This is a genomic window from Rodentibacter caecimuris (genome assembly GCF_001019715.1).
Classification (GTDB): domain Bacteria; phylum Pseudomonadota; class Gammaproteobacteria; order Enterobacterales; family Pasteurellaceae; genus Rodentibacter; species Rodentibacter caecimuris.
Genome location: NZ_BBXJ01000001.1, coordinates 1380396 through 1399778, shown reverse-complemented (window position 1 = coordinate 1399778; position 19383 = coordinate 1380396). Strand labels below are relative to the sequence as shown.

Annotated in this window: 17 protein-coding genes; 7 read left to right on the top strand and 10 right to left on the bottom strand. The window is 39.6% G+C overall.

Going from position 1 to position 19383, the window contains the following annotated elements; genetic code table 11:
• Positions 1 to 158: 158 nt before the first annotated feature.
• Entirely contained in the window at positions 159 to 875 is a 717-nt protein-coding gene (gene sfsA / locus PNEUHYL_RS06920) for a DNA/RNA nuclease SfsA (protein ID WP_059366489.1), read from the bottom strand.
• A 39-nt stretch (positions 876 to 914) separates the two neighbouring features.
• Positions 915 to 1850 carry a transcriptional regulator MelR gene (gene melR, locus PNEUHYL_RS06915; protein WP_059366488.1) on the bottom strand — a complete coding sequence of 312 codons (936 nt, stop codon included), beginning with the start codon at positions 1848 to 1850 and terminating at the stop codon, positions 915 to 917.
• A 222-nt stretch (positions 1851 to 2072) separates the two neighbouring features.
• Here melR and melB point away from each other — a divergent pair, with 222 nt between their 5' ends.
• Entirely contained in the window at positions 2073 to 3452 is a 1380-nt protein-coding gene (gene melB / locus PNEUHYL_RS06910) for a melibiose:sodium transporter MelB (RefSeq protein ID WP_059366485.1), read from the top strand.
• 12 nt (positions 3453 to 3464) lie between these two features.
• Positions 3465 to 5603 (top strand): alpha-galactosidase, encoded by a 2139-nt coding sequence (locus PNEUHYL_RS06905; protein WP_059366479.1) that lies wholly within the window; start codon positions 3465 to 3467, stop codon positions 5601 to 5603.
• Between the two features lie 219 nt (positions 5604 to 5822).
• On the opposite strand, the gene yedF is transcribed toward PNEUHYL_RS06905, so the two are convergent.
• Both yedF and yedE read right to left on the bottom strand, forming a co-directional pair.
• Positions 5823 to 6092: a sulfurtransferase-like selenium metabolism protein YedF gene (yedF, locus tag PNEUHYL_RS06900; protein WP_059366477.1), complete on the bottom strand. Its 270-nt coding sequence runs from the start codon at positions 6090 to 6092 to the stop codon at positions 5823 to 5825.
• Between the two features lie 27 nt (positions 6093 to 6119).
• Positions 6120 to 7340, bottom strand: coding sequence for a selenium metabolism membrane protein YedE/FdhT (yedE, locus tag PNEUHYL_RS06895; RefSeq protein ID WP_059366475.1), 1221 nt, complete (start codon positions 7338 to 7340; stop codon positions 6120 to 6122).
• A 201-nt stretch (positions 7341 to 7541) separates the two neighbouring features.
• Between yedE and ppk1 the strand changes: the two genes are divergently transcribed.
• Positions 7542 to 9665: a polyphosphate kinase 1 gene (gene ppk1 / locus PNEUHYL_RS06890; RefSeq protein WP_077664000.1), complete on the top strand. Its 2124-nt coding sequence runs from the start codon at positions 7542 to 7544 to the stop codon at positions 9663 to 9665.
• 100 nt (positions 9666 to 9765) lie between these two features.
• On the opposite strand, the gene PNEUHYL_RS06885 is transcribed toward ppk1, so the two are convergent.
• Positions 9766 to 10599, bottom strand: a complete 834-nt coding sequence (locus PNEUHYL_RS06885) for an FkbM family methyltransferase (RefSeq protein ID WP_059366471.1) — start codon at positions 10597 to 10599, stop codon at positions 9766 to 9768.
• 647 nt (positions 10600 to 11246) lie between these two features.
• Between PNEUHYL_RS06885 and infC the strand changes: the two genes are divergently transcribed.
• The 4 genes from infC (at position 11247) to PNEUHYL_RS06865 (ending at position 14670) form a co-directional block, all read left to right on the top strand.
• Positions 11247 to 11780 (top strand): translation initiation factor IF-3, encoded by a 534-nt coding sequence (gene infC / locus PNEUHYL_RS06880; protein ID WP_059366468.1) that lies wholly within the window; start codon positions 11247 to 11249, stop codon positions 11778 to 11780.
• Between the two features lie 202 nt (positions 11781 to 11982).
• The gene (rpmI, locus tag PNEUHYL_RS06875; protein WP_034613912.1) at positions 11983 to 12180 is read left to right on the top strand and encodes a 50S ribosomal protein L35; all 198 of its coding nucleotides are present in this window, start codon (positions 11983 to 11985) and stop codon (positions 12178 to 12180) included.
• A 65-nt stretch (positions 12181 to 12245) separates the two neighbouring features.
• Positions 12246 to 12599, top strand: a complete 354-nt coding sequence (rplT, locus tag PNEUHYL_RS06870; protein WP_005596075.1) for a 50S ribosomal protein L20 — start codon at positions 12246 to 12248, stop codon at positions 12597 to 12599.
• A 133-nt stretch (positions 12600 to 12732) separates the two neighbouring features.
• A complete protein-coding gene (locus tag PNEUHYL_RS06865) occupies positions 12733 to 14670 on the top strand; it encodes an ABC transporter ATP-binding protein (RefSeq protein WP_059366467.1) in 1938 nt (645 codons plus the stop codon).
• 38 nt (positions 14671 to 14708) lie between these two features.
• Here the strand turns inward: PNEUHYL_RS06865 and PNEUHYL_RS06860 are convergent, their stop codons facing one another.
• The 5 genes from PNEUHYL_RS06860 to rsxD all read right to left on the bottom strand — a co-directional run bounded on the left by PNEUHYL_RS06860 (position 14709) and on the right by rsxD (position 19382).
• Positions 14709 to 16082 carry a sodium-dependent transporter gene (locus PNEUHYL_RS06860; protein ID WP_059366465.1) on the bottom strand — a complete coding sequence of 458 codons (1374 nt, stop codon included), beginning with the start codon at positions 16080 to 16082 and terminating at the stop codon, positions 14709 to 14711.
• 44 nt (positions 16083 to 16126) lie between these two features.
• Positions 16127 to 16762: an endonuclease III gene (nth, locus tag PNEUHYL_RS06855; protein ID WP_059366464.1), complete on the bottom strand. Its 636-nt coding sequence runs from the start codon at positions 16760 to 16762 to the stop codon at positions 16127 to 16129.
• A 199-nt stretch (positions 16763 to 16961) separates the two neighbouring features.
• Positions 16962 to 17675 carry an electron transport complex subunit E gene (locus tag PNEUHYL_RS06850; RefSeq protein WP_059366462.1) on the bottom strand — a complete coding sequence of 238 codons (714 nt, stop codon included), beginning with the start codon at positions 17673 to 17675 and terminating at the stop codon, positions 16962 to 16964.
• A gap of 1 nt (position 17676) precedes the next feature.
• Positions 17677 to 18303, bottom strand: coding sequence for an electron transport complex subunit RsxG (gene rsxG, locus PNEUHYL_RS06845; RefSeq protein WP_059366459.1), 627 nt, complete (start codon positions 18301 to 18303; stop codon positions 17677 to 17679).
• Positions 18303 to 19382, bottom strand: a complete 1080-nt coding sequence (gene rsxD / locus PNEUHYL_RS06840; protein ID WP_059366457.1) for an electron transport complex subunit RsxD — start codon at positions 19380 to 19382, stop codon at positions 18303 to 18305. The genes rsxG and rsxD overlap by 1 nt, the downstream gene beginning before the upstream one ends.
• Between the last annotated feature and the right edge of the window lies 1 nt (position 19383).

Genomic DNA, 19383 nt, shown 5'->3' with positions numbered 1-19383 from the left:
AAAAAGCCTATTTGTGGGGAAATAGGCGGGAATGTGGAGTGATTATCATGACGCTGTATCTAACTGGAGATACAACCATTTGTTGTTAGAATGATTACATGATAATTGTTCTCAATAAGTCTGTCAATAAATAAATGCAAATAATTCTCAAAATTTTATTATTTCATATAAGGCACGGATTCAGCCAATGAAAGTGCGGTAGGAATTCCCTCTAAAATTTCAAATTTACCGGCGTAAGCATAAGCCTCTACACCTTGTTCTATTGCCTCTTTTAATAATCGATCGTAGTCGGGATCGATATATTCGGCAATTTTAAAACGATCAAACCCATTGTGCAGACCAGCAAACAATATTACGGCACGATGTCCTTGTTTTTTCATGGTCAATAATTCTCGCACGTGTTTTTGTCCTCGTGTTGTGACGGCATCAGGGAACATACCGAGATTACCTTTTACCAAGGTGATCGATTTCACTTCCACATAGCAATCGGGAAGTCCTTCACTTTTTAGTAAAAAATCAATACGGCTATTTTCTTCACCGTACTTGACTTCAGGATAGATGTCATCATACATCGCCAATTCTTTAATTTGCTTGTTTTTTAATGCTTCAAATACAAGCTGGTTGGAGCGATGGGTGTTAATACAGCAAAGTTGTCCGTTAGCAAGTTGGGTTAGTTCCCATGAGTGGGGGTACTTCCTTGTTTGACTATCGGAATGGGAATACCAGACGGTATCGCCTTTTTCTCCGCAGCCTGTCATCGCACCGGTGTTAGCACAGTGAATAGTCATTATTTCACCGTCAGGTAATTCAATATCGGCGAGAAAACGTTTGTAGCGGCGAATCAGTTTTGCTGATTGAAGAGCGGGAAGTTTCATAATATTCCTTATAAAGTGCGGTTGAAATTTAATGGTTTTTTATCTAATGAGATGATGAATTGGAAGATTTCCACGCATTTGCTTACGATAGTTCACTGGGGAAAGTCCGGTATATTTTTGAAAATTTTCGTAAAAGCGGCTTAAAGAATTAAAACCTGCTGTGAGTGAAATATCGAGCATGGTTTTATCGGTATCGGTGAGTAATGCCTTGGCGTGGTTAATCCTCATCATCGTAATATATTGTTTGATCGTTAGTTGCATTACACGTTGAAATAGTCCCATGGCATAGTTGGTATTCAAGCCGACCGCAGCGGCGACTTGAGACACGGTGAGGGCTTGATTAAAGTGACTAGCGATATAGTTAAGCATTTGAATCACATAATATTGAGTATGGCGTGAGGATTTACCGTTCATGTGATTTTCATAATTTGTCTTTAATAAAAGCTCCCACCCGTCAAGTTCTAGGCGTTTTAACAGTAATTGCACTTCACTATAGACTAATTGGTTGCGATTTTTATCCTCTTTTGTCAGCTCGTTTTCCCAGCGCATAATTTCAAACGTGCCGGCGAGCGCAGGGTTTTGGGATTGAATGACGACCCCATGAGTGATGTGAGTCACCAGCTTATCGGTTAATTGCCAAGAAAGAAACTGATGAACAGGAATATCAATTACCGCCATTTCAGTACAGTTTTTACGATCCACCAAACTATGCGGAATCGCCGCCCAGAAAACAGCAATATGATTTTTTTTGACTGTAATTTGTGAACCGTTGTAGAAATATGTTACGTCATCGTTAAAGGGGATATTGATTTCAATATGTCCGTGCCAATGATGGGCAGGCATATTCAAAGGGGGCTGCCATAGTTTTACCCGTAGCGATTGTTTTTCTAAAGGTAAGGAAAGGGGACTGGTTGTTTTACTACCCAGGGCGTTTTCCGGATCAAAATAATCCAACACAATATCTTCAGATTGCATTCATTACCTACGAAATATTACCAAGCAAAAGAGCGGTCAAATTATAGCGAATTTTTTGATAAATTCCTATTTTCCTAGAAATTTTTCCCGAAAATTCATTTTTTAATATTGAGATCTCATAAAGTGAGTTTTTAGGAATCTTGTATAAAGAAATGGTATAGGAAAGCACTTTTCCTTTTGTCATGATGAGGCTATGAAACTCACTAAAAGGAGGAGCTCATTATGAGTTTATCAATGAAAACCAAGATCAGTTTTGGATTGGGAGCTTACGGTAAGGATTTTGCCATCGGCATTGTGTATATGTATTTAATGTATTATTACACGGACGTGTTGGGGGTATCCGGTGCGGTTGTGGGCACTATTTTTATGGTTGCCCGTGTGTGGGATGCGCTAAATGATCCTATTATGGGTTGGATTGTCAATAATACACGATCTCGCTGGGGAAAATTTAAACCTTGGATTTTGATTGGCACGATTCTTAATTCAATTTCACTTTTTTCTCTTTTTTGCGCAGATTATTTCTCCGGTACGGCACTTGTCGTTTACATTGCAATTACCTATATTCTCTGGGGAATGACCTATACCTTAATGGATATACCGTTTTGGTCGCTTACACCGACTTTAACCCTTGACCAACGGGAACGTGAAGAAATCGTGCCTTATCCGCGTTTCTTTGCCAGTCTTGCCGGTTTTGTGACTGCCGGTATCTGTATGCCGTTTGTCGATGCAGTGGGCGGCGATGATAAAGGTTTTGGGTTTAGAATGTTTACACTTGTGATTATCGGCTTTTTTGTGGCTTCGACGATTATCACTTTAATGAATGTCAAAGAAAAATATTCTTTCGATGCAATTGAAAGCGGTGAACCGCAGAAAAAAGTACCGTTAAAAACTCTCATATCGCTTATTCCACGCAACGATCAGCTTTCAAGTTTGCTTGTAATGGCGCTTTGTTACAACATTGCAGGCAATATCATTTCAGGTTTCGCCATTTATTATTTCACCTATGTAGTGGGCGATAAAGAAATGTTCCCATATTATATGTCTTATGCCGGTGTTGCTAATCTCGCCGTGATAATTTTATTCGCCCGTTTGGCAAAACTTTTCTCACGCCGTATGTTATGGATTGGCATTTCTGTTAGCTCCATTATTAGTTGTGCAATCTTAGCTTATACCGGTATTACCGAACATCACAGTATTTTCCTGATTATTCTTGCCGGTATTTTTATGCAGATTGGTAGTGCATTGTTCTGGACACTCCAAGTGATTATGGTGGCAGATACCGTAGATTACGGCGAATACAAGCTCGGTATTCGTTCCGAAAGTATCGCCTATGCAGTACAAACTATGGTAGTAAAAGCCGGTTCCGCCGTTTCCGCGTTTTTAATCGGGGTATTATTAACAGCCATTGATTATGTACCTAATGTAGCGCAAAGTGAAAGCACCTTATTTTATATGAAAGTGATCATGATAGGCTTACCGATTTTCTTCTATGTGGTGAAATTGTTTGTCTATTTTCGTTATTACAAACTGCACGGTGATTTACTCGCCAAAGTCAATATCACCTTATTAGATAAATATCGCAAAGTTGAAACAAAATACTAAGAGGAAAGTGTTATGAGTTCACAATTAGTTCGCTTACAAAGCAAAGAGACGGATTTAATTTTACGCACAGAACCGGCAGAGATTCTCTATTTTGGTAAACACCTTGAATTGGATGAAATTACCGAAGCGGATGTGATGAGCATTGAACGTGGTGTAGCAAACGGTAGTCTTGATGTAGATACGCCAATTACCCTCGCCGCAGAAAACGGCAGAGGCTATTTTGGCGTTTCAAGTGTGGAAGGACATCGCAACGGTTATGATTGGGCGCCGGTATTCATTACCAAAAACATTGCGAAAACCGACCGCACTTTAGTGTTAGAAATGGAAGACAATATCGCAAAACTGGCTTTCAAGGCAGAAATTGAATGCGATGAAAATGGGGTGTTTAAATTCCGTCATACTTTAACTAACTTAGGCGAGGGCGAATTTACCGTAAATCGTCTCACCGTTACCTTGCCGGTGCCTGAATATGCCGATGAAGTATTAAGTTTCTACGGGCGTTGGTGTCGTGAATTACACGAAAATCGAGTATCACTTAAACACGGTGCGTTTGTCCAAGAAAATCGCCATGGACGCACCTCTCACGAATATGCCCCTAATCTGATTTTGGGAACACCTCATTTTAGTCAGCAACAGGGTAAAGTCTGGGGATTTCACTTAGCATGGTCGGGAAATCACCGTATTCGTGCAGATGTATTGATTGATGGTCGCCGTTTCGCCCAATTAGAAAATCTTTATTTACCGGGAGAAATTCAACTTCAACAAGGTGAAAGCCATAGCACGCCTTGGGTGTATTCGGTGTATTCGGAAGAGGGACTAAACGGTATGTCACGCCAATTTCACAATCATGTCCGCCAACATATTTTACATTTTGCTCATCCTGTGCGTCCGGTACATTTGAATATTTGGGAAGGCGTTATGTTTAATCACCACCCTAAACACATCATTGCAATGGCGGAGAAAGCCGCAGAAATGGGGGTAGAGCGTTTTATTATTGATGACGGTTGGTTTATTGGGCGTAATGATGATTTTGGCGGTTTAGGCGATTGGTATTTAGATGAAGAAAAATACCCGAACGGTTTAAACGAAGTCATTAATGCTGTGAAAAAACTAGGTATGCAATTTGGTATTTGGGTCGAACTGGAAATGATCAACAAACCCACCAAATTGTACCAAACCCACCCCGATTGGTTATTACAATTAGAGGGGTATGACCAACCGGAAGAACGCCATCAATATGTATTGGATCTCACTAAACAGGAAGTATTTGATTATTTGTTAGCGCGTATGGATTGGTTACTGGGCAGTCACGCCATTGATTATATTAAATGGGATCACAACCGCCGTCTTGTTCAACCGGGTAGTCGAGGGCGTGCAGCGGTGGTGGAACAAACTCAAGCCGCTTATCGTTTATTTGATGAATTGCAAAAACGTTATCCGCACGTTGAAATCGAAAGTTGTTCATCGGGTGGGGCGCGTATCGACTATGAAATTTTAAAACGTTCACAGCGTTTTTGGGCATCGGATAATATTGATGCCTACACCCGCCAACAAATTCACCGCGGGATGAGTTATTTTTATCCGCCTGAAGTAATGGGCGCGCACATTGGCGGTTCGCCTTGCCAAACGACGCATCGTTGCTTTTCCATAGATTATCGGGGATTAACCGCCTTATTTGGACATATGGGAGTAGAGCTTGATCCGGTGAAAGAAAGTGAAGAGGAATGTATCGGTTTTGCAAAATATATTGCCTTGCACAAACAACTTCGTCCGTTATTACACGGCGGAGAGGTATTCCGTCTTGATTATCATGATGATAAAACGCTTCTTCATGGCGTAGTGGCAAAAGATAAATCGCAAGCCGTAGTGCTTGTAAGCCAACTTGATATGCCGGATTACAAGCAAATGGGGAAACTCCGATTGCCTTACTTGCAAGCCAATGGGAATTATCAAGTCAGTGTGCTTTCTGTTCCGAATTATATCCGCGAGGGGAAAGCGGGGCATTTAATGAAAATTTTCCCACAATGGTTGCGTGATTGCTTTGACGGAAAAATCGTCTCTATCCGTGGCGAATGGCTTGCTAATGCTGGTTTAACTATTCCTGTGTTAGATCCGCAAAGTGCAATGTTATTGGAATTTAAAAAATTATAGATAATCGCATTATGTAGCCAATGCACAATTTAAAGAAAATGTAAGGACGTCACACCAGTGTCTGTAAAAATTAAATGATTTTAAAAGGTTGTATGGCGGATGTCAGTGTGGCGCCCCTACCTATGAGATAAAATTTAAGTTTGTGCAACTGCTACATAATACCGGAGATAATGAAAAGTGCGGTCAATTTTGACCGCACTTTTTGCTGCTGAAGGAGTTTTAGCGTTGAATCAAATATCTCAACTTTGTTCCATCTTGTTCAACACTCAGGAGCGTATAACCGTGGTTTTTGGTATCCACAGGAATATTATTGATGGATTGGGCACAATCACTTAATAATTCCAAAATTTCACCTTTTTGTAATTGTGGCATGGTTTCAAGCATTGCAATCGCTGGATAAGGACAAGGTTCGCCTAAGGTATCTAATGTATAATCCGGGGTGATGTCTTTCGGATCTTTATCTAATTTTTGAACAACGATAAATGCCATAATCATTTCCTTTTTAATCAATAAGAATTAACAACCGCAAGATGGTTGTGTCGCTGTAATTTTTGCTTTGGCTTTTGCAAGGAATCGGCGTTCCCACCAAACCACCGCAACTAAACAGAGAATTAATAAAGCGTAATTTACTAGTAAACCGCCTACCGGGCCGAAAGATTTAAGTAGGTTCAATTTTTCGTAATCCAAGGCGAGGGCAGGGGCGATGTCATCCCAAACGTAGGCAAGATAAGTAGAACCGATAATATTACCTAATCCCACCCACATAAAATGAACTTGTCCCTCCATGGCACGATACATCCAACCGGTTTCACAGCCGCCGGCTAACACGATACCAAAACCGAATAGTAATCCGCCGATAATTGTATTTGGCCCCGCCCACATAATTTTTGGTGAAACGCCCAATTGAATATAGGAGAAAACACCGATCGTTCCTACGATAATTCCATAAATAATGGCTTTTGCCATATAAGCACGACCGGTTACCCAGAGATCACGGAACGCAGAGGTAAAGCAAATTTGTGCGCGTTCGATTAATAAACCGAATGCTAAGCCGCAAAACATAGCGAACCCAAGTTTAATGGAATGTGTCATCACATAAAGTGATGTCATGAGATAGGCAAAGAAAATCACCATACCCAGCCAAAAACGACGAGAGGCTTGTTTGGGATCGGTTTCGTTTAATTTTGCCGCGCCTTTTTTTAATGCTAATTTCACGCGGAACATTGGGAGTAAGGTCACTTTTACTCCGATATAAGTCCCAAGTGCGGTAGCAATAGTAAAAAACCAAGCGTGGACAGAGAATTGCGGAATACCGGTGAAAAGTGAGGCAAGGTTACACCCCATGGCAAGGCGAGCGCCGAAACCGGCTAATGCTCCGCCGATTAAGGCTTGGGCAATACGGCGTTTATACGGTTGATTACGCCATTTAACGTTATTTGCCCAAAGTGCTGCGGACATACAGCCGGCGAACATCCCTAGAATCATCACACCGTCAATACGGGTAAAAATACTTCCTTCCATTCCAATGATTTTGTAATAGCTCCATTCGCTCAGATCGACACCAAGCATTTGTAACGCATGCCCTCCCCAACGGGTGAATTCTCCCGTTACAGCCCAGTAAGTACCGGTTACACCGAAATAATAAGCGGAAAGCAAACCGGCTGCGATCACGGCTGCGACAGGATTCCAATATTTAATGAGATAGTTTTGTTTGAATTGTTGCCAAATCTCTAACATAAGTTCTTAAATCCTTAAGAAAGTTAATGATTTGCAAGCAAAGGTATATGATGAAAAATAGAATTGAGAATACAATCAGATTTGTTCATTTCCTATACACAAACTTGCGATATATGAATGAATATGCTGTTAAAGCGGTTAGAGTATAAACAAAAATATGGGGGAAACAAAGGGAATTAATATTTTTGTCACGTTTTTGTCATTTTTATCGGTTATTTTTTCCATTCGAAATGTAACGATAAAAATAGGGATATTACAATGACTGATAACAATCGTTTTCTTTGTCGAGAAATGAGTTTACTGGCTTTTAACCGTCGGGTTTTAGCACAGGCGCAAGATCCGAATACGCCATTATTGGAACGGTTACGTTTTCTTTGTATTGTTTCATCAAATTTAGATGAATTTTTTGAAGTTCGGATTGCCAGTTTAAAACGTGAAAGTAAATTAAGTCCTTATACATTATTAGATAGTGGCAGAACAGCAGAAGAAGCGATTGCTTTTGCTTCAAAAGAAGCCCGTGATTTAATTAATGAGCAATATGCTCTATTTAATGATGTGCTTGAGCCGGAGTTGGCAAAAGAAGGCATTCATTTTTATCGCCGTTCAAGTTGGACTGAGGCGCAACGTGAATGGGTAAGTCAATATTTTGATCGTGAATTATTACCTATATTAACGCCCATAGGGCTTGATCCTTCCCATCCTTTTCCGCGTTTATTGAATAAATCGCTTAATTTTGCGGTGGAACTTGACGGCAATGATGCTTTTGGCAGACCTTCCAGTATGGCAATCGTACAAGCTCCACGAATTTTACCTCGAGTGGTAAAAATGCCGTCGGATATTTGCCAAGGCGAAAACGGGTTTGTTTTTCTTTCTTCTATTTTGCATTCTAACGTACATAAATTATTTTTAGGTATGACGGTTAAAGGCTGTCATCAATTTCGCCTTACCCGAGACAGTGATCTGAGTGTGGAATCGGATAGAGATAGATTAGACAACCTACGCACTGCAATACAAAGTGAGTTACATTATCGCGAATACGGTGACGGTGTGCGTTTAGAAGTGGCGGATCTTTGTCCGGCACATATTTATGATTTTTTACTGGCACAGTTTAAGCTCGGCAGCAATGAACTTTATCGGGTGAAAGGCCCGGTTAATCTTATTCGTTTGAATGCTATTCCCGATTTAGTTGACCGACCTGATTTAAAATTTCCTCCGGTTACTCCTAGCCCGCTATCCAAGAAAACAAAAATTGATTCGATTTTGAATCATGTCAGGCAAGCCCCTATCTTATTGCATCACCCTTATCAATCGTTTGATCCTGTGGTTGAAATGATTAGCGAAGCCGCAAACGATCCGGATGTATTGGCAATTAAGATGACGATTTATCGCACAGGTAGCCGTTCAGAACTGGTTAATGCCTTGATGAAAGCCGCGCTTTCAGGCAAACAGGTTACCGTTGTTGTTGAATTAATGGCGCGTTTTGATGAGGCTAATAATGTTAACTGGGCACAACAGCTTGAAAATGCAGGTGCTCATGTTGTTTATGGTGTCTTTGGTTATAAAGTACATGCCAAAATGGTACTGATTATCCGGCGTGAAAAAGGTTTACTTAAACGTTATGCTCATTTAGGCACAGGGAATTACCATCAAGGAACATCCCGTATTTATACGGACTTTGGTTTAATCACCACCGATGAACAAATTACCGATGATGTTAATACCTTATTTATGGAAATTACAGGATTAGGTCGTCCGGTAAAATTAAACAAACTCTATCAAAGCCCTTTCACTTTACATCAATCGGTTTTGTCTCACATCAAGCAAGAAACTCGAAATGCACAAGAGGGCAGAACGGGGCGAATTATTGCAAAAATGAATTCATTGGTCGATACCGGTGTGATCGAAGCTTTATACGAAGCCAGTCAGGCAGGTGTGCAAATTGATTTAATTGTGCGAGGAATGTGTACATTACGTCCCGGTGTAGAAGGGCTTTCCGAGAATATCCGTGTGCGTTCTATTGTTGGGCGTCAACTTGAACACGCTAGAGTTTATTATTTCTATAATAATGGTGCAGAAAATACCTATATTTCTAGTGCAGATTGGATGGGGCGTAATTTTTTCCGCCGAATTGAAACTGCCACACCGATTGAATCCCCGGAGCTCAAAGCCCGTGTGATTGAAGAATGTCTCACAATGGCATTAAAAGATAATACGAAAGCATGGGAAATGCTGCCTGATGGCAGCTATAAAAAAATTGTTCCTGCAGAAAATGAAGTACCTTTTAGCTTACAAAATGCTTTATGGGAAAAGTACGGGCATTTATAGTTCAATAAGGGGAAATATCCTCTTATTCATTTCACATATATCTTCTTAGATAAACAGAAAAAGCATTTTGAATTCAAAATGCTTTTTAAATATTCTTTATTTAATTTTGATACGTTAGTCGTGGTACTTGAGATAAATCCATTTCAGGTTTGGCTAATGTTTCTATCGGTAAAGTTGAGGTTTTTGTGCGATGAAAACAGGCTAGGTTATAGTCTAAACCGGAAATGGTTTTTTCCTGATTGAAATAATTATTAGGCTGATAGCGATCAGAAATAAACCAGAAACATTGATAATCAAGTTGATTTAAATAATTCAATATTGCCTCGGATTTGTGGGGATGGGCTTCAATAAAAATAACAGGTTTGTATTGGTTAATAATATTGGTCGCTCCTTTTAATACATTGAGATCAAATCCTTCCGCATCAATTTTCAGTAAGGATAGCTCCGTTAATTTTTGAATCTCGGGATGTTTATCCAAAGTAACAACTTGAACCCATTCGTTATGCGTAGATCCTTGAAAATTCCCTTCCGTATCAAATCCTTTATCCAAAGAAAAGCTGCCATAATTCCAAACCGTATCATAATTTGATGAGGGGATTTCAATCTCTTCTTTTTGATTACTTACGCCTTGGTGATAAGTGTAAACATTAGTGAGATGATTTAATGAAATATTGGCACAGAGAGTTTGGAAAATAATACGTTGGGGCTCAAAGCAAAATAATTTACCTTGTGGCGCAAATTTTGCAAGTGGGACGGAGTGTATCCCGATATTTGCTCCCACTTCAATAATATTACTGTGGCTAGACAAAATGCTCCGGAAAAACTGCACTTCAACTTCCGACCATTCACCATAAGCTTTGACAAATTGACTAATAAAATCACCTTCAATGAGATTAAATAGTCCCCATTTTGTTTGTTGTAATGAAGTACGCATAAATTTAACTAATATTAGAAATTAAGTTCGGATATTATAAATTGTTTTTAAGAGAAAGGCAATTCTTTGTATATTTTTTTATTATTAATGTAGCAGATATAATAAAGTGCGGTTAATTTTATATGAGTTTTTATTGATAACTAAAACTATATTTATAAAAGGTATTTATTTTTATTTTGGTAATACCGGATTTGCAAGGTTTATATATTTTGAAAATAATCTTATGAAGAGGGAGAGAGATTGATCTAAAAATGAAATGCGTTTAATCGACAATTAACGAGATTTCGTCTATTCGGCAGAGAAAACAAAAAACAGACTATTGAAAGGTATTCAATGAGATCATCATAATGCATAATCAAGTTGTGCTTTGGAATTCTTGACATAAATGACGAAATTAGACAACGGCAAACAGTTATCAATATAGGCTTTGTTTAGAAACTGCAAGGATTAGTCGCTTATCAAATCTTTTTGTAACGTATTGGTGTAGAAATTCGTATAAATGGCTAAATTTTGTTGCATAAAATATGCGGATACTATAGAATTCGTGCGTTTTTGCTCGTTTTACTCGGGTAATAAAATTTGGAATCTTTTGTGTGTTACAGAGGATTTTTGCATAAACCAATAGAAGGAATACGATTATTAAAACCGTGAAAAAAGCGCCGGCAGTAAATCGCCCAAATCGCATTAATGATGAAATTCGCGTAAAAGAAGTTCGTTTAATTGACCAAGATGGTGAACAATTAGGGATTGTTCCTATTCAACAAGCCTTAGAAATGGCGGAGCAAGCAGAGCTTGATCTCGTTGAAATCAGTCCAAATGCAGAGCCGCCGGTTTGCCGTATTATGAATTACGGTAAATTCCTTTACGAAAAGAGTAAAACTGCAAAAGAGCAAAAGAAAAAACAAAAAGTTGTTCAAGTTAAGGAAATTAAATTCCGTCCGGGCACTGACGAAGGTGATTACCAAGTTAAATTACGTAGCCTTATTCGTTTTTTAGAAGATGGCGATAAAGCCAAAATTACCGTACGATTCCGTGGGCGTGAAATGGCGCACCAAGAGATCGGTTTAGATGTGTTGGAACGTGTAAAAAATGATTTGGCTGAGATTTCCGTTGTGGAATCGGCACCGGGTAAGTTAGAAGGTCGTCAAGCCGTGATGGTGTTGGCACCGAAGAAAAAATAAGAATTTTTTATTGAGATATTCATTTCAATAAAAATCTTTTCACTTAGGTGAAAAGTCATTGTATGTTGGGCACACTACGCAGCCTAACTACTTTGAGAAAAGGCAATTTGCCTTAATAGTGGAAATAATCAGTGCCTCCAAGTAACTTTTTAGTTCGCCTGATTATGTTGTTTTAAACAAAAAATGCGGAGTTATTTTAACAATGCCTAAAATCAAAACAGTACGCGGCGCAGCTAAGCGCTTCAAAAAAACTGCTTCCGGCGGTTTCAAGCGTAAACAATCTCACTTACGTCATATTTTGACTAAAAAATCAACTAAACGTAAACGTCATTTACGTCATAAATCCATGGTTGCGAAAGCAGACCAAGTTTTAGTCGTGGCTTGCTTACCATATGCATAAGCCGTTATTTAAGCAAAACGTACGATTTAGTTCATTTTAGAAAAATATACATAGGAGATTAAATAATGGCTCGTGTAAAACGTGGTGTTATTGCAAGAGCACGCCATAAGAAAGTTCTTAAGGCTGCTAAAGGTTATTATGGTGCACGTTCACGCGTGTATCGCGTTGCTTTCCAAGCGGTGATCAAAGCAGGTCAATACGCATATCGTGACCGTCGTCAACGTAAACGTCAATTCCGTCAATTATGGATTGCACGTATCAACGCAGCGGCTCGTCAAAATGGTTTATCTTACAGCAAATTTATCAATGGCTTGAAAAAAGCGTCTGTTGAAATCGACCGTAAGATCCTTGCCGATATTGCAGTATTCGACAAAGTAGCTTTCGCTGCATTAGTTGAAAAAGCAAAATCTGCACTTTAATTTTTTAAAGTTTAGAGAATGAGGACGCTGAAAAGCGTCCTTTTTTCTTATATTTACTTTCATCTTTTCGCTTTTCCCTGCAAACCGTATAAAATAGTGCGGTCAGTTTTAGTTAAATTTTTACGAGGTTATTGTGGCATTAATTAGCTTAACGAATGGCTATCTTTCTTTTAGTGATGCTCCATTGTTGGATCATACCGAGCTCCATATTGAGCCTAATGAGCGCGTTTGTTTGGTCGGGCGAAATGGTGCGGGCAAATCAACATTACTCAAAATTATTGCCGGCGACGTCTTGTTGGATGATGGCAATATTCAATATGAAAAAGATTTAGTGATATCCCGTCTTGAACAGGATCCGCCTCGTAATGCGGAAGGTAATGTATTTGATTATGTGGCGGAAGGTATCGATCATATAACGGATTTATTAAAAGAATATCACCGTATTTCCATTCAATTGGAAGAAAATTATAGTGATCAAATCTTGAATCAATTTGAACAAATTCAGGCAAAGTTAGAACATGCTGATGGTTGGCGGTTTGAAAATAAAATCAAAGAAGTTTTGCTCAAATTGGGATTAAATCCGAACACAAAATTGACCGCACTTTCCGGCGGTTGGTTACGTAAAGCGGCTTTAGCCCGTGCCTTAGTGTGCGATCCGGATGTGTTGTTACTTGATGAGCCGACTAACCACTTAGATGTGGAAGCAATTGAATGGCTGGAAAATTTCCTCTTAGAATTTAACGGTAGTATTGTTTTTATTTCCCATGATCGTTCTTTTATTCGCAAAATGGCGACCCGTATTGTTGATTTGGATCGCGGACAGCTGGTTTCTTATCCGGGGAATTATGATTTGTATCTCACGACAAAAGAAGAAAATTTACGTGTAGAAGCACTTCAAAATGAATTATTTGATAAAAGATTAGCGCAAGAAGAAGTGTGGATTCGCCAGGGAATAAAAGCACGCCGTACTCGTAATGAAGGACGGGTGAGAGCATTAAAAGCAATGCGTGAAGAACGTAGCCAACGCCGTGATGTGATGGGAACGGCAAAATTACAACTTGATAGCTCAAGCCGTTCCGGAAAAATCGTGTTTGAAATGGAAAACGTGAGTTATGAGGTGGCGGGTAAGACCTTGTTAAAGGATTTCAGCACAACTATTTTGAGAGGCGATAAAATTGCACTAGTAGGAGCAAATGGCTGTGGTAAAACCACTTTTATTAAATTACTACTCGGTGAAATTCAACCGACAAGTGGAAAAATTCGTACGGGGACAAAATTAGAGATCGCCTATTTTGACCAATACCGCTCGGAGCTTGATCCGGAAAAAACAGTTATGGATAACGTTGCCGACGGTAAGCAAGATATTGAAGTGAACGGTATAAAACGCCATGTACTGGGGTATTTACAAGATTTCTTATTTCCGCCTAAACGGGCAATGACACCGGTGAAAGCCTTATCCGGTGGGGAACGTAACCGTTTGTTGTTGGCAAAATTATTACTTAAACCGAATAATTTACTGATTCTTGATGAACCCACCAATGATTTAGATGTGGAAACCTTAGAATTGTTAGAAGAAATTTTGACGGATTATCAGGGCACATTATTGATCGTGAGTCATGATCGTCAGTTTATTGATAATACCGCCACTGAATGCTATTTATTTGAAGGAGAAGGCGTAGTCAATAAATATGTAGGCGGTTTCTTTGATGCAAAACAGCAGCAAGCCAATTTTTGGGCAGCTAAAGCCGAACAAGAGATGACGAAGAAATTGTCAGCTAAGCCACAAGAAAATACTGTCAAAACCGACCGCACTTCTAATAAGTCAAAGTCCGTTAAATTATCCTATAAGGAGCAACGGGAATTAGAACAACTCCCGCAGCAATTGGAAGAATTAGAGGAAAAATTGACCGCACTTCAAGCGGAAGTTGGTGAGCCTACGTTTTTCCAACAATCACATGAAATTACAGAGGCGAAGCTAAAGGAGTTGGCTGATATTGAATCCCTGCTTGAACAAACATTTTTGCGTTGGGAAGAATTGGAAGAGAAAAAAACGATTGCAGAAAGTAAGTAACAAAGAAAAACCGAGCATTGGCTCGGTTTTTTTATGGATTAAAATAAGTTACTGATGAAAATCACGATAATAATCACAGGTACAACAAATTTTACATAGTTAAACCAAATTTTGGTGAAGGTCGAATCAGGTGTTTGAGAGAGCTCTTTTTTGGCTTCATCTTTTAATACAAAACCAACGAAAATTGCGCAGCCTAATGCGGTGAGCATAAATAAAATATTGCCACTCGCATAATCATAGAAATCAAAAATACTTTTACCGAAAATAGTAACGTCTTTCCAAAGATTATCGCCTAGAATGGCCGGAATGTTGCCCGCAAGAAAAATCCCTCCTAGGGTTAAAATGATTGCTTTGCTACGGCGCATACGAAGTTTTTCTTGTAATGCGGTAATAATGACTTCGTAAATAGTAATAGAAGTCGTGAGGGCTGCAATTAATAATAAGCTAAAGAAAATGATGGCAAAGAATTTTCCCGCCCATAAATGGGAGAAAACAATCGGTAAACTTTGGAAGACTAAAGTTGGGCCGGCATTGGGTTCGATACCAAAAGTGAATAATGAAGGAAAGATCATAAAACCGGCAAGTACCGCAATTATGGTATTGGTAAAACCGGTAATGACAGCTGTGTGAATGAGGTTTTCTTCCTTATTAAGATAGCTTGAAAGGGTAATTAAAACACCAAAGCCAAGGCTCAAAGCAAAGAAGACTTGTCCTAATACAAAAATGAAAAGTTGAGGAGTAATCTTACTGAAATCCGGTTTTAAATAGAAAGTAATCCCTTCCATTGCACCCGGCAAGGTAATATTGCGGATCACCATACCGATCAAGAAAATAAACAGTAACGGCATTAAATATTTGACCGAACGTTCAATACCGCCAATGATACCTTTTGCCAAAATAATGTAATTGACGATGACAAAAAGGAAGGTGTAAAACATAATTTCATAAGGGCTGTTGCCAATATGAAGATCATAGAAGTTTTTGGCGACATCTTTTGTAATGGGGGTTGAAATATCAAGAGTACCGTTGATTAAGTTTAGGATATAAGAAATAACCCAGCCACCCAGTACCATATAATAAGCCATAATACCAAATGCCCCGAGCAACCCCATATAACCGATGATCTTCCAATGTTTTGAAATATGTTTGCCTTTATCTAGAATTTTATCGCCAAAAGCATCAATGGAGTTTACTCGTAAACGGCGACCTATTACATTTTCCACTAAAATCATTGGAATTCCGATTACAATCATGGCAAGACAAAAAAGCAGTACGTAAGCGCCGCCGCCATTTTCTCCGACAAGATAAGGGAATCGCCAAGTTGCACCGAAACCAACGGTTGCGCCGGCAACGGTCATTACATAAGTCAGTCGGCTAGACCAAGTTTGACGTTGTTGTTTATTTGTTGTCATTGTCTTTCCTATTAATAAAAGTGCGGTCAAAAAATGAGTTGTTTTTAATATTCGGTTTTTTCTTTATATTCGCAGAGATCCTCAATAATACAGGAACCGCAACGGGGCTTTCTGGCAACACAAGTGTAACGACCGTGTAAGATCAGCCAGTGATGCACATCTACTTTAAATTCATCGGGCACCACTTTTAAGAGTTTTTCTTCCACTTTGACAACATCTTTACCCAGTGCAAAATTAGTGCGATTGCATACGCGAAATATATGGGTATCGACTGCAATGGTGGGGTGACCAAAGGCGGTATTTAATACCACATTCGCAGTTTTTCGTCCAACGCCGGCAAGAGCTTCTAAGGCTTCACGATTTTCCGGTATTTCACCGTTGTGTTTTTCAATGAGATCGCGGCAGGTTTTAATGATGTTTTCTGCTTTACTATTATAAAGTCCGATCGTTTTAATGTAGCTTTTTAAGCCATCCAAGCCCAGATCTAAAATCGCTTGTGGAGTATTGGCAACGGGAAAAAGTTTTTCTGTCGCTTTATTTACCCCTTTATCAGTGGCTTGCGCCGATAAAATCACCGCGATTAATAATTCGAAGGGCGAATTATACTGCAATTCGGTAGTCGGGTGGGGATTTTGATCCCGTAGTCGGGTTAATATTTCAATTCTTTTTTTCTGATTCATAATTTTATTTCCTTCTACTTTCTTGCTGTGCAAGAAAGTAGCAAAGAACACACCCCGATTAAATCGCTTTTCCGACCTTTGTTGTCATTTCTTTACGGAAAATTTGTAAACTCGCCGTTGGCTCAAACAATACAAATTTTCCTAAAAATGCCAAGTCGGTCGGGCTATTTACACGGGGAAGATTAAGTGTGTGTTCAATCTATATTTTTCTTCGGTTATCAATTCTATTTTTTAGGGCAAGGAGTAATCCCAATCCAATAAATGCACCCGGCGGCAGGATGAAGAGTAAAAAGCTGCTATCCGTTTGGTAAATATGGAAAGTGAGAAATTTTGCTTGTTCGCCAAAAAGATTTTCGATACCTTCAAAAATCGTCCCTTGCCCGAAAATTTCACGGAGTGCGCCAAGCATAGTAAGGCTTAAAGCCATACCGAACCCCATCGAGAAACCGTCCCAAATAGACTGTAAAAGATTATTTTTGGACGCAAAGGCTTCAGCTCGACCAATGACAATACAGTTTGTCACAATCAGTGGAATAAAAATACCAAGAGATTGATACAATCTGTAGGTGTAAGCATTCATTAATAATTGCACCACGGTGACAGTCGTTGCAATGATCATCACATAAATAGGAATGCGAATTTCGTGAGGAATTTGCTTGCGAAAGAGCGAAATTACCGTATTGGTGCAAATTAAAACCAGCATGGTTGCAAGCCCTAAACCGAGAGCATTGGTCGCAGTACTGGAAACTGCCAATAAAGGACAAAGCCCTAATAGCTGCACGATTGCTGGATTATTTTTCCAAATGCCTTGTATAAAAATTTCCCGCCATACGGATTTTTCCGTCTGATCCTTAACGTTGTTTTGAGGTAGCGCTTCTTCAAGTGCGGTGGTTTTTTCCGTTAAATTTGTCATATTATTCCCTTTCTTGAATCGCAATCTGTTGCAATGTTGCCTGATTGTTAAGCATGGTTAGGGCCGAACGTTTTACTTGATTTACAATGGCGCGGGGAGTAATGGTTGCTCCGGAGAATTGATCAAATTTTCCGCCGTCTTTTTTGACCGCCCAATCGGTTAAATTAGTTTCATTAATAGACTGATGATCGAAAGATAAAATCCACTTGGAAATACGGAGTTCGATTTTATCGCCTAACCCCGGTGTTTCATGATGCTCGATCACCCGTACGCCTAACACGTTGCCCTCAGGCGTTAAACCGACAAGTAAGCGAATATCGCCGGAATAGCCGTCCGGTGCGGTTGTTTCATAGACATAGGCTGAAAGATGATGGTCTTTCTTTGCGAAATAAACTTTTTGAATACCGGCTAAATCTTCTGACTTTGGCGTCACTGCACTTTCTAGCAAATTATTATCAAAATAGCTTTGTGGGATTACTTGGAGCAGGAGTTCCCGTTGTTGTGCCGCCATGGCTTCATCAATTTTACCTTTTGTCAGAAAAAAAATGCCGGATGAAATAGCACTACAAAGTAGCGCAATAAAGCCTAAAATCACGCCATATTGAGAAGTAGTTTTAATAATGCCCATTAGTTTTTTCTCCCTTTTATGCCGTAGCCCGCAACACGAGGGCGGGTGTAATGGTCGATGAGAGGAACGCAGATATTACTTAATAAAATCGCAAATGCAACGCCGTCAGGGTAATTGCCGTGATAGCGGATAAGATAGGTGAGAAGTCCTACTAATGCGCCAAATACGATTTTTCCACGCGGTGTAATGGAGGCTGTAACCGGATCGGTCGCAATAAAAAATGCGCCAAACATCATTGCACCGCTGAACATTTGGCTCACCGCACTTAAATGTGTCCCCCCCGTTATGGCGGTAATGGTTGCCAAGCAAAAAAATGTGGTGAGCATTGCTACGGGGATTTGCCAATGAATGGTGCGTTTTAAGATTAAAAATACGCCGCCGAGTAAAAAAGCAAGATTGACTTGCCACCACCCCTGTGCAAAGTCCGTACCGTTCCCCATAAAAATTGGCATTTTAATCAGTTCATAGAAATCCGTTAATTCTTTGTGATTAGAATAAAAGATTTTTGCACTGTCTAACGGTGTAGCCTGCGTGATGCCGTCAATACTATGGGTAAGTTGTGGCAAGGAAAATCCATCGGTGGTTAAGCCAGAAAAAATTAATGCGACAGCATCGGAGAGTGTAGGCGGTTCCTGCAATAAATGAATTGGCGGTATCCAAGTAGTCATTTGTAATGGGAACGAAATTAATAATACGACATAGCCAATCATTGCCGGATTAAAGGGGTTTTGCCCTAATCCGCCATACACATGTTTACCCAGTAGTACCGCACAAAGTGTACCGATAATAATAATCCAATAAGGGGCATAGGGAGGAATTGCCACGGCTAAAATCAAGGCGGTTAGAACTACGCTGAAATCGGAAAGATAGGATAACGGCTTTTTACCGCGTAATTTCATTGCTAACAATTCAGCAAGTAACGCCACAATGATCGCTAATACCGATTGAATGAGTACACCGAAACCAAAATAATAAATTTGTGTAAATAGAGCCGGCATCATGGCTAAGATGACCCAAAGCATAATACGAGCTGTTAACTTCCCTGAATGTGAGTGAGGAGAACTGACCATTTTAAACATT

Excerpts from the sequence above, each read along its gene's own strand:
- sfsA (WP_059366489.1), bottom strand. The coding sequence starts at position 875 with ATGAAACTTCCCGCTCTTCAATCAGCAAAACTGATTCGCCGCTACAAA.
- melR (WP_059366488.1), bottom strand. The coding sequence starts at position 1,850 with ATGCAATCTGAAGATATTGTGTTGGATTATTTTGATCCGGAAAACGCC.
- melB (WP_059366485.1), top strand. The coding sequence starts at position 2,073 with ATGAGTTTATCAATGAAAACCAAGATCAGTTTTGGATTGGGAGCTTAC.
- PNEUHYL_RS06905 (WP_059366479.1), top strand. The coding sequence starts at position 3,465 with ATGAGTTCACAATTAGTTCGCTTACAAAGCAAAGAGACGGATTTAATT.
- yedF (WP_059366477.1), bottom strand. The coding sequence starts at position 6,092 with ATGGCATTTATCGTTGTTCAAAAATTAGATAAAGATCCGAAAGACATC.
- yedE (WP_059366475.1), bottom strand. The coding sequence starts at position 7,340 with ATGTTAGAGATTTGGCAACAATTCAAACAAAACTATCTCATTAAATAT.
- PNEUHYL_RS06885 (WP_059366471.1), bottom strand. The coding sequence starts at position 10,599 with ATGCGTACTTCATTACAACAAACAAAATGGGGACTATTTAATCTCATT.
- rpmI (WP_034613912.1), top strand. The coding sequence starts at position 11,983 with ATGCCTAAAATCAAAACAGTACGCGGCGCAGCTAAGCGCTTCAAAAAA.
- rplT (WP_005596075.1), top strand. The coding sequence starts at position 12,246 with ATGGCTCGTGTAAAACGTGGTGTTATTGCAAGAGCACGCCATAAGAAA.
- PNEUHYL_RS06860 (WP_059366465.1), bottom strand. The coding sequence starts at position 16,082 with ATGACAACAAATAAACAACAACGTCAAACTTGGTCTAGCCGACTGACT.
- nth (WP_059366464.1), bottom strand. The coding sequence starts at position 16,762 with ATGAATCAGAAAAAAAGAATTGAAATATTAACCCGACTACGGGATCAA.
- PNEUHYL_RS06850 (WP_059366462.1), bottom strand. The coding sequence starts at position 17,675 with ATGACAAATTTAACGGAAAAAACCACCGCACTTGAAGAAGCGCTACCT.
- rsxG (WP_059366459.1), bottom strand. The coding sequence starts at position 18,303 with ATGGGCATTATTAAAACTACTTCTCAATATGGCGTGATTTTAGGCTTT.
- rsxD (WP_059366457.1), bottom strand. The coding sequence starts at position 19,382 with ATGTTTAAAATGGTCAGTTCTCCTCACTCACATTCAGGGAAGTTAACA.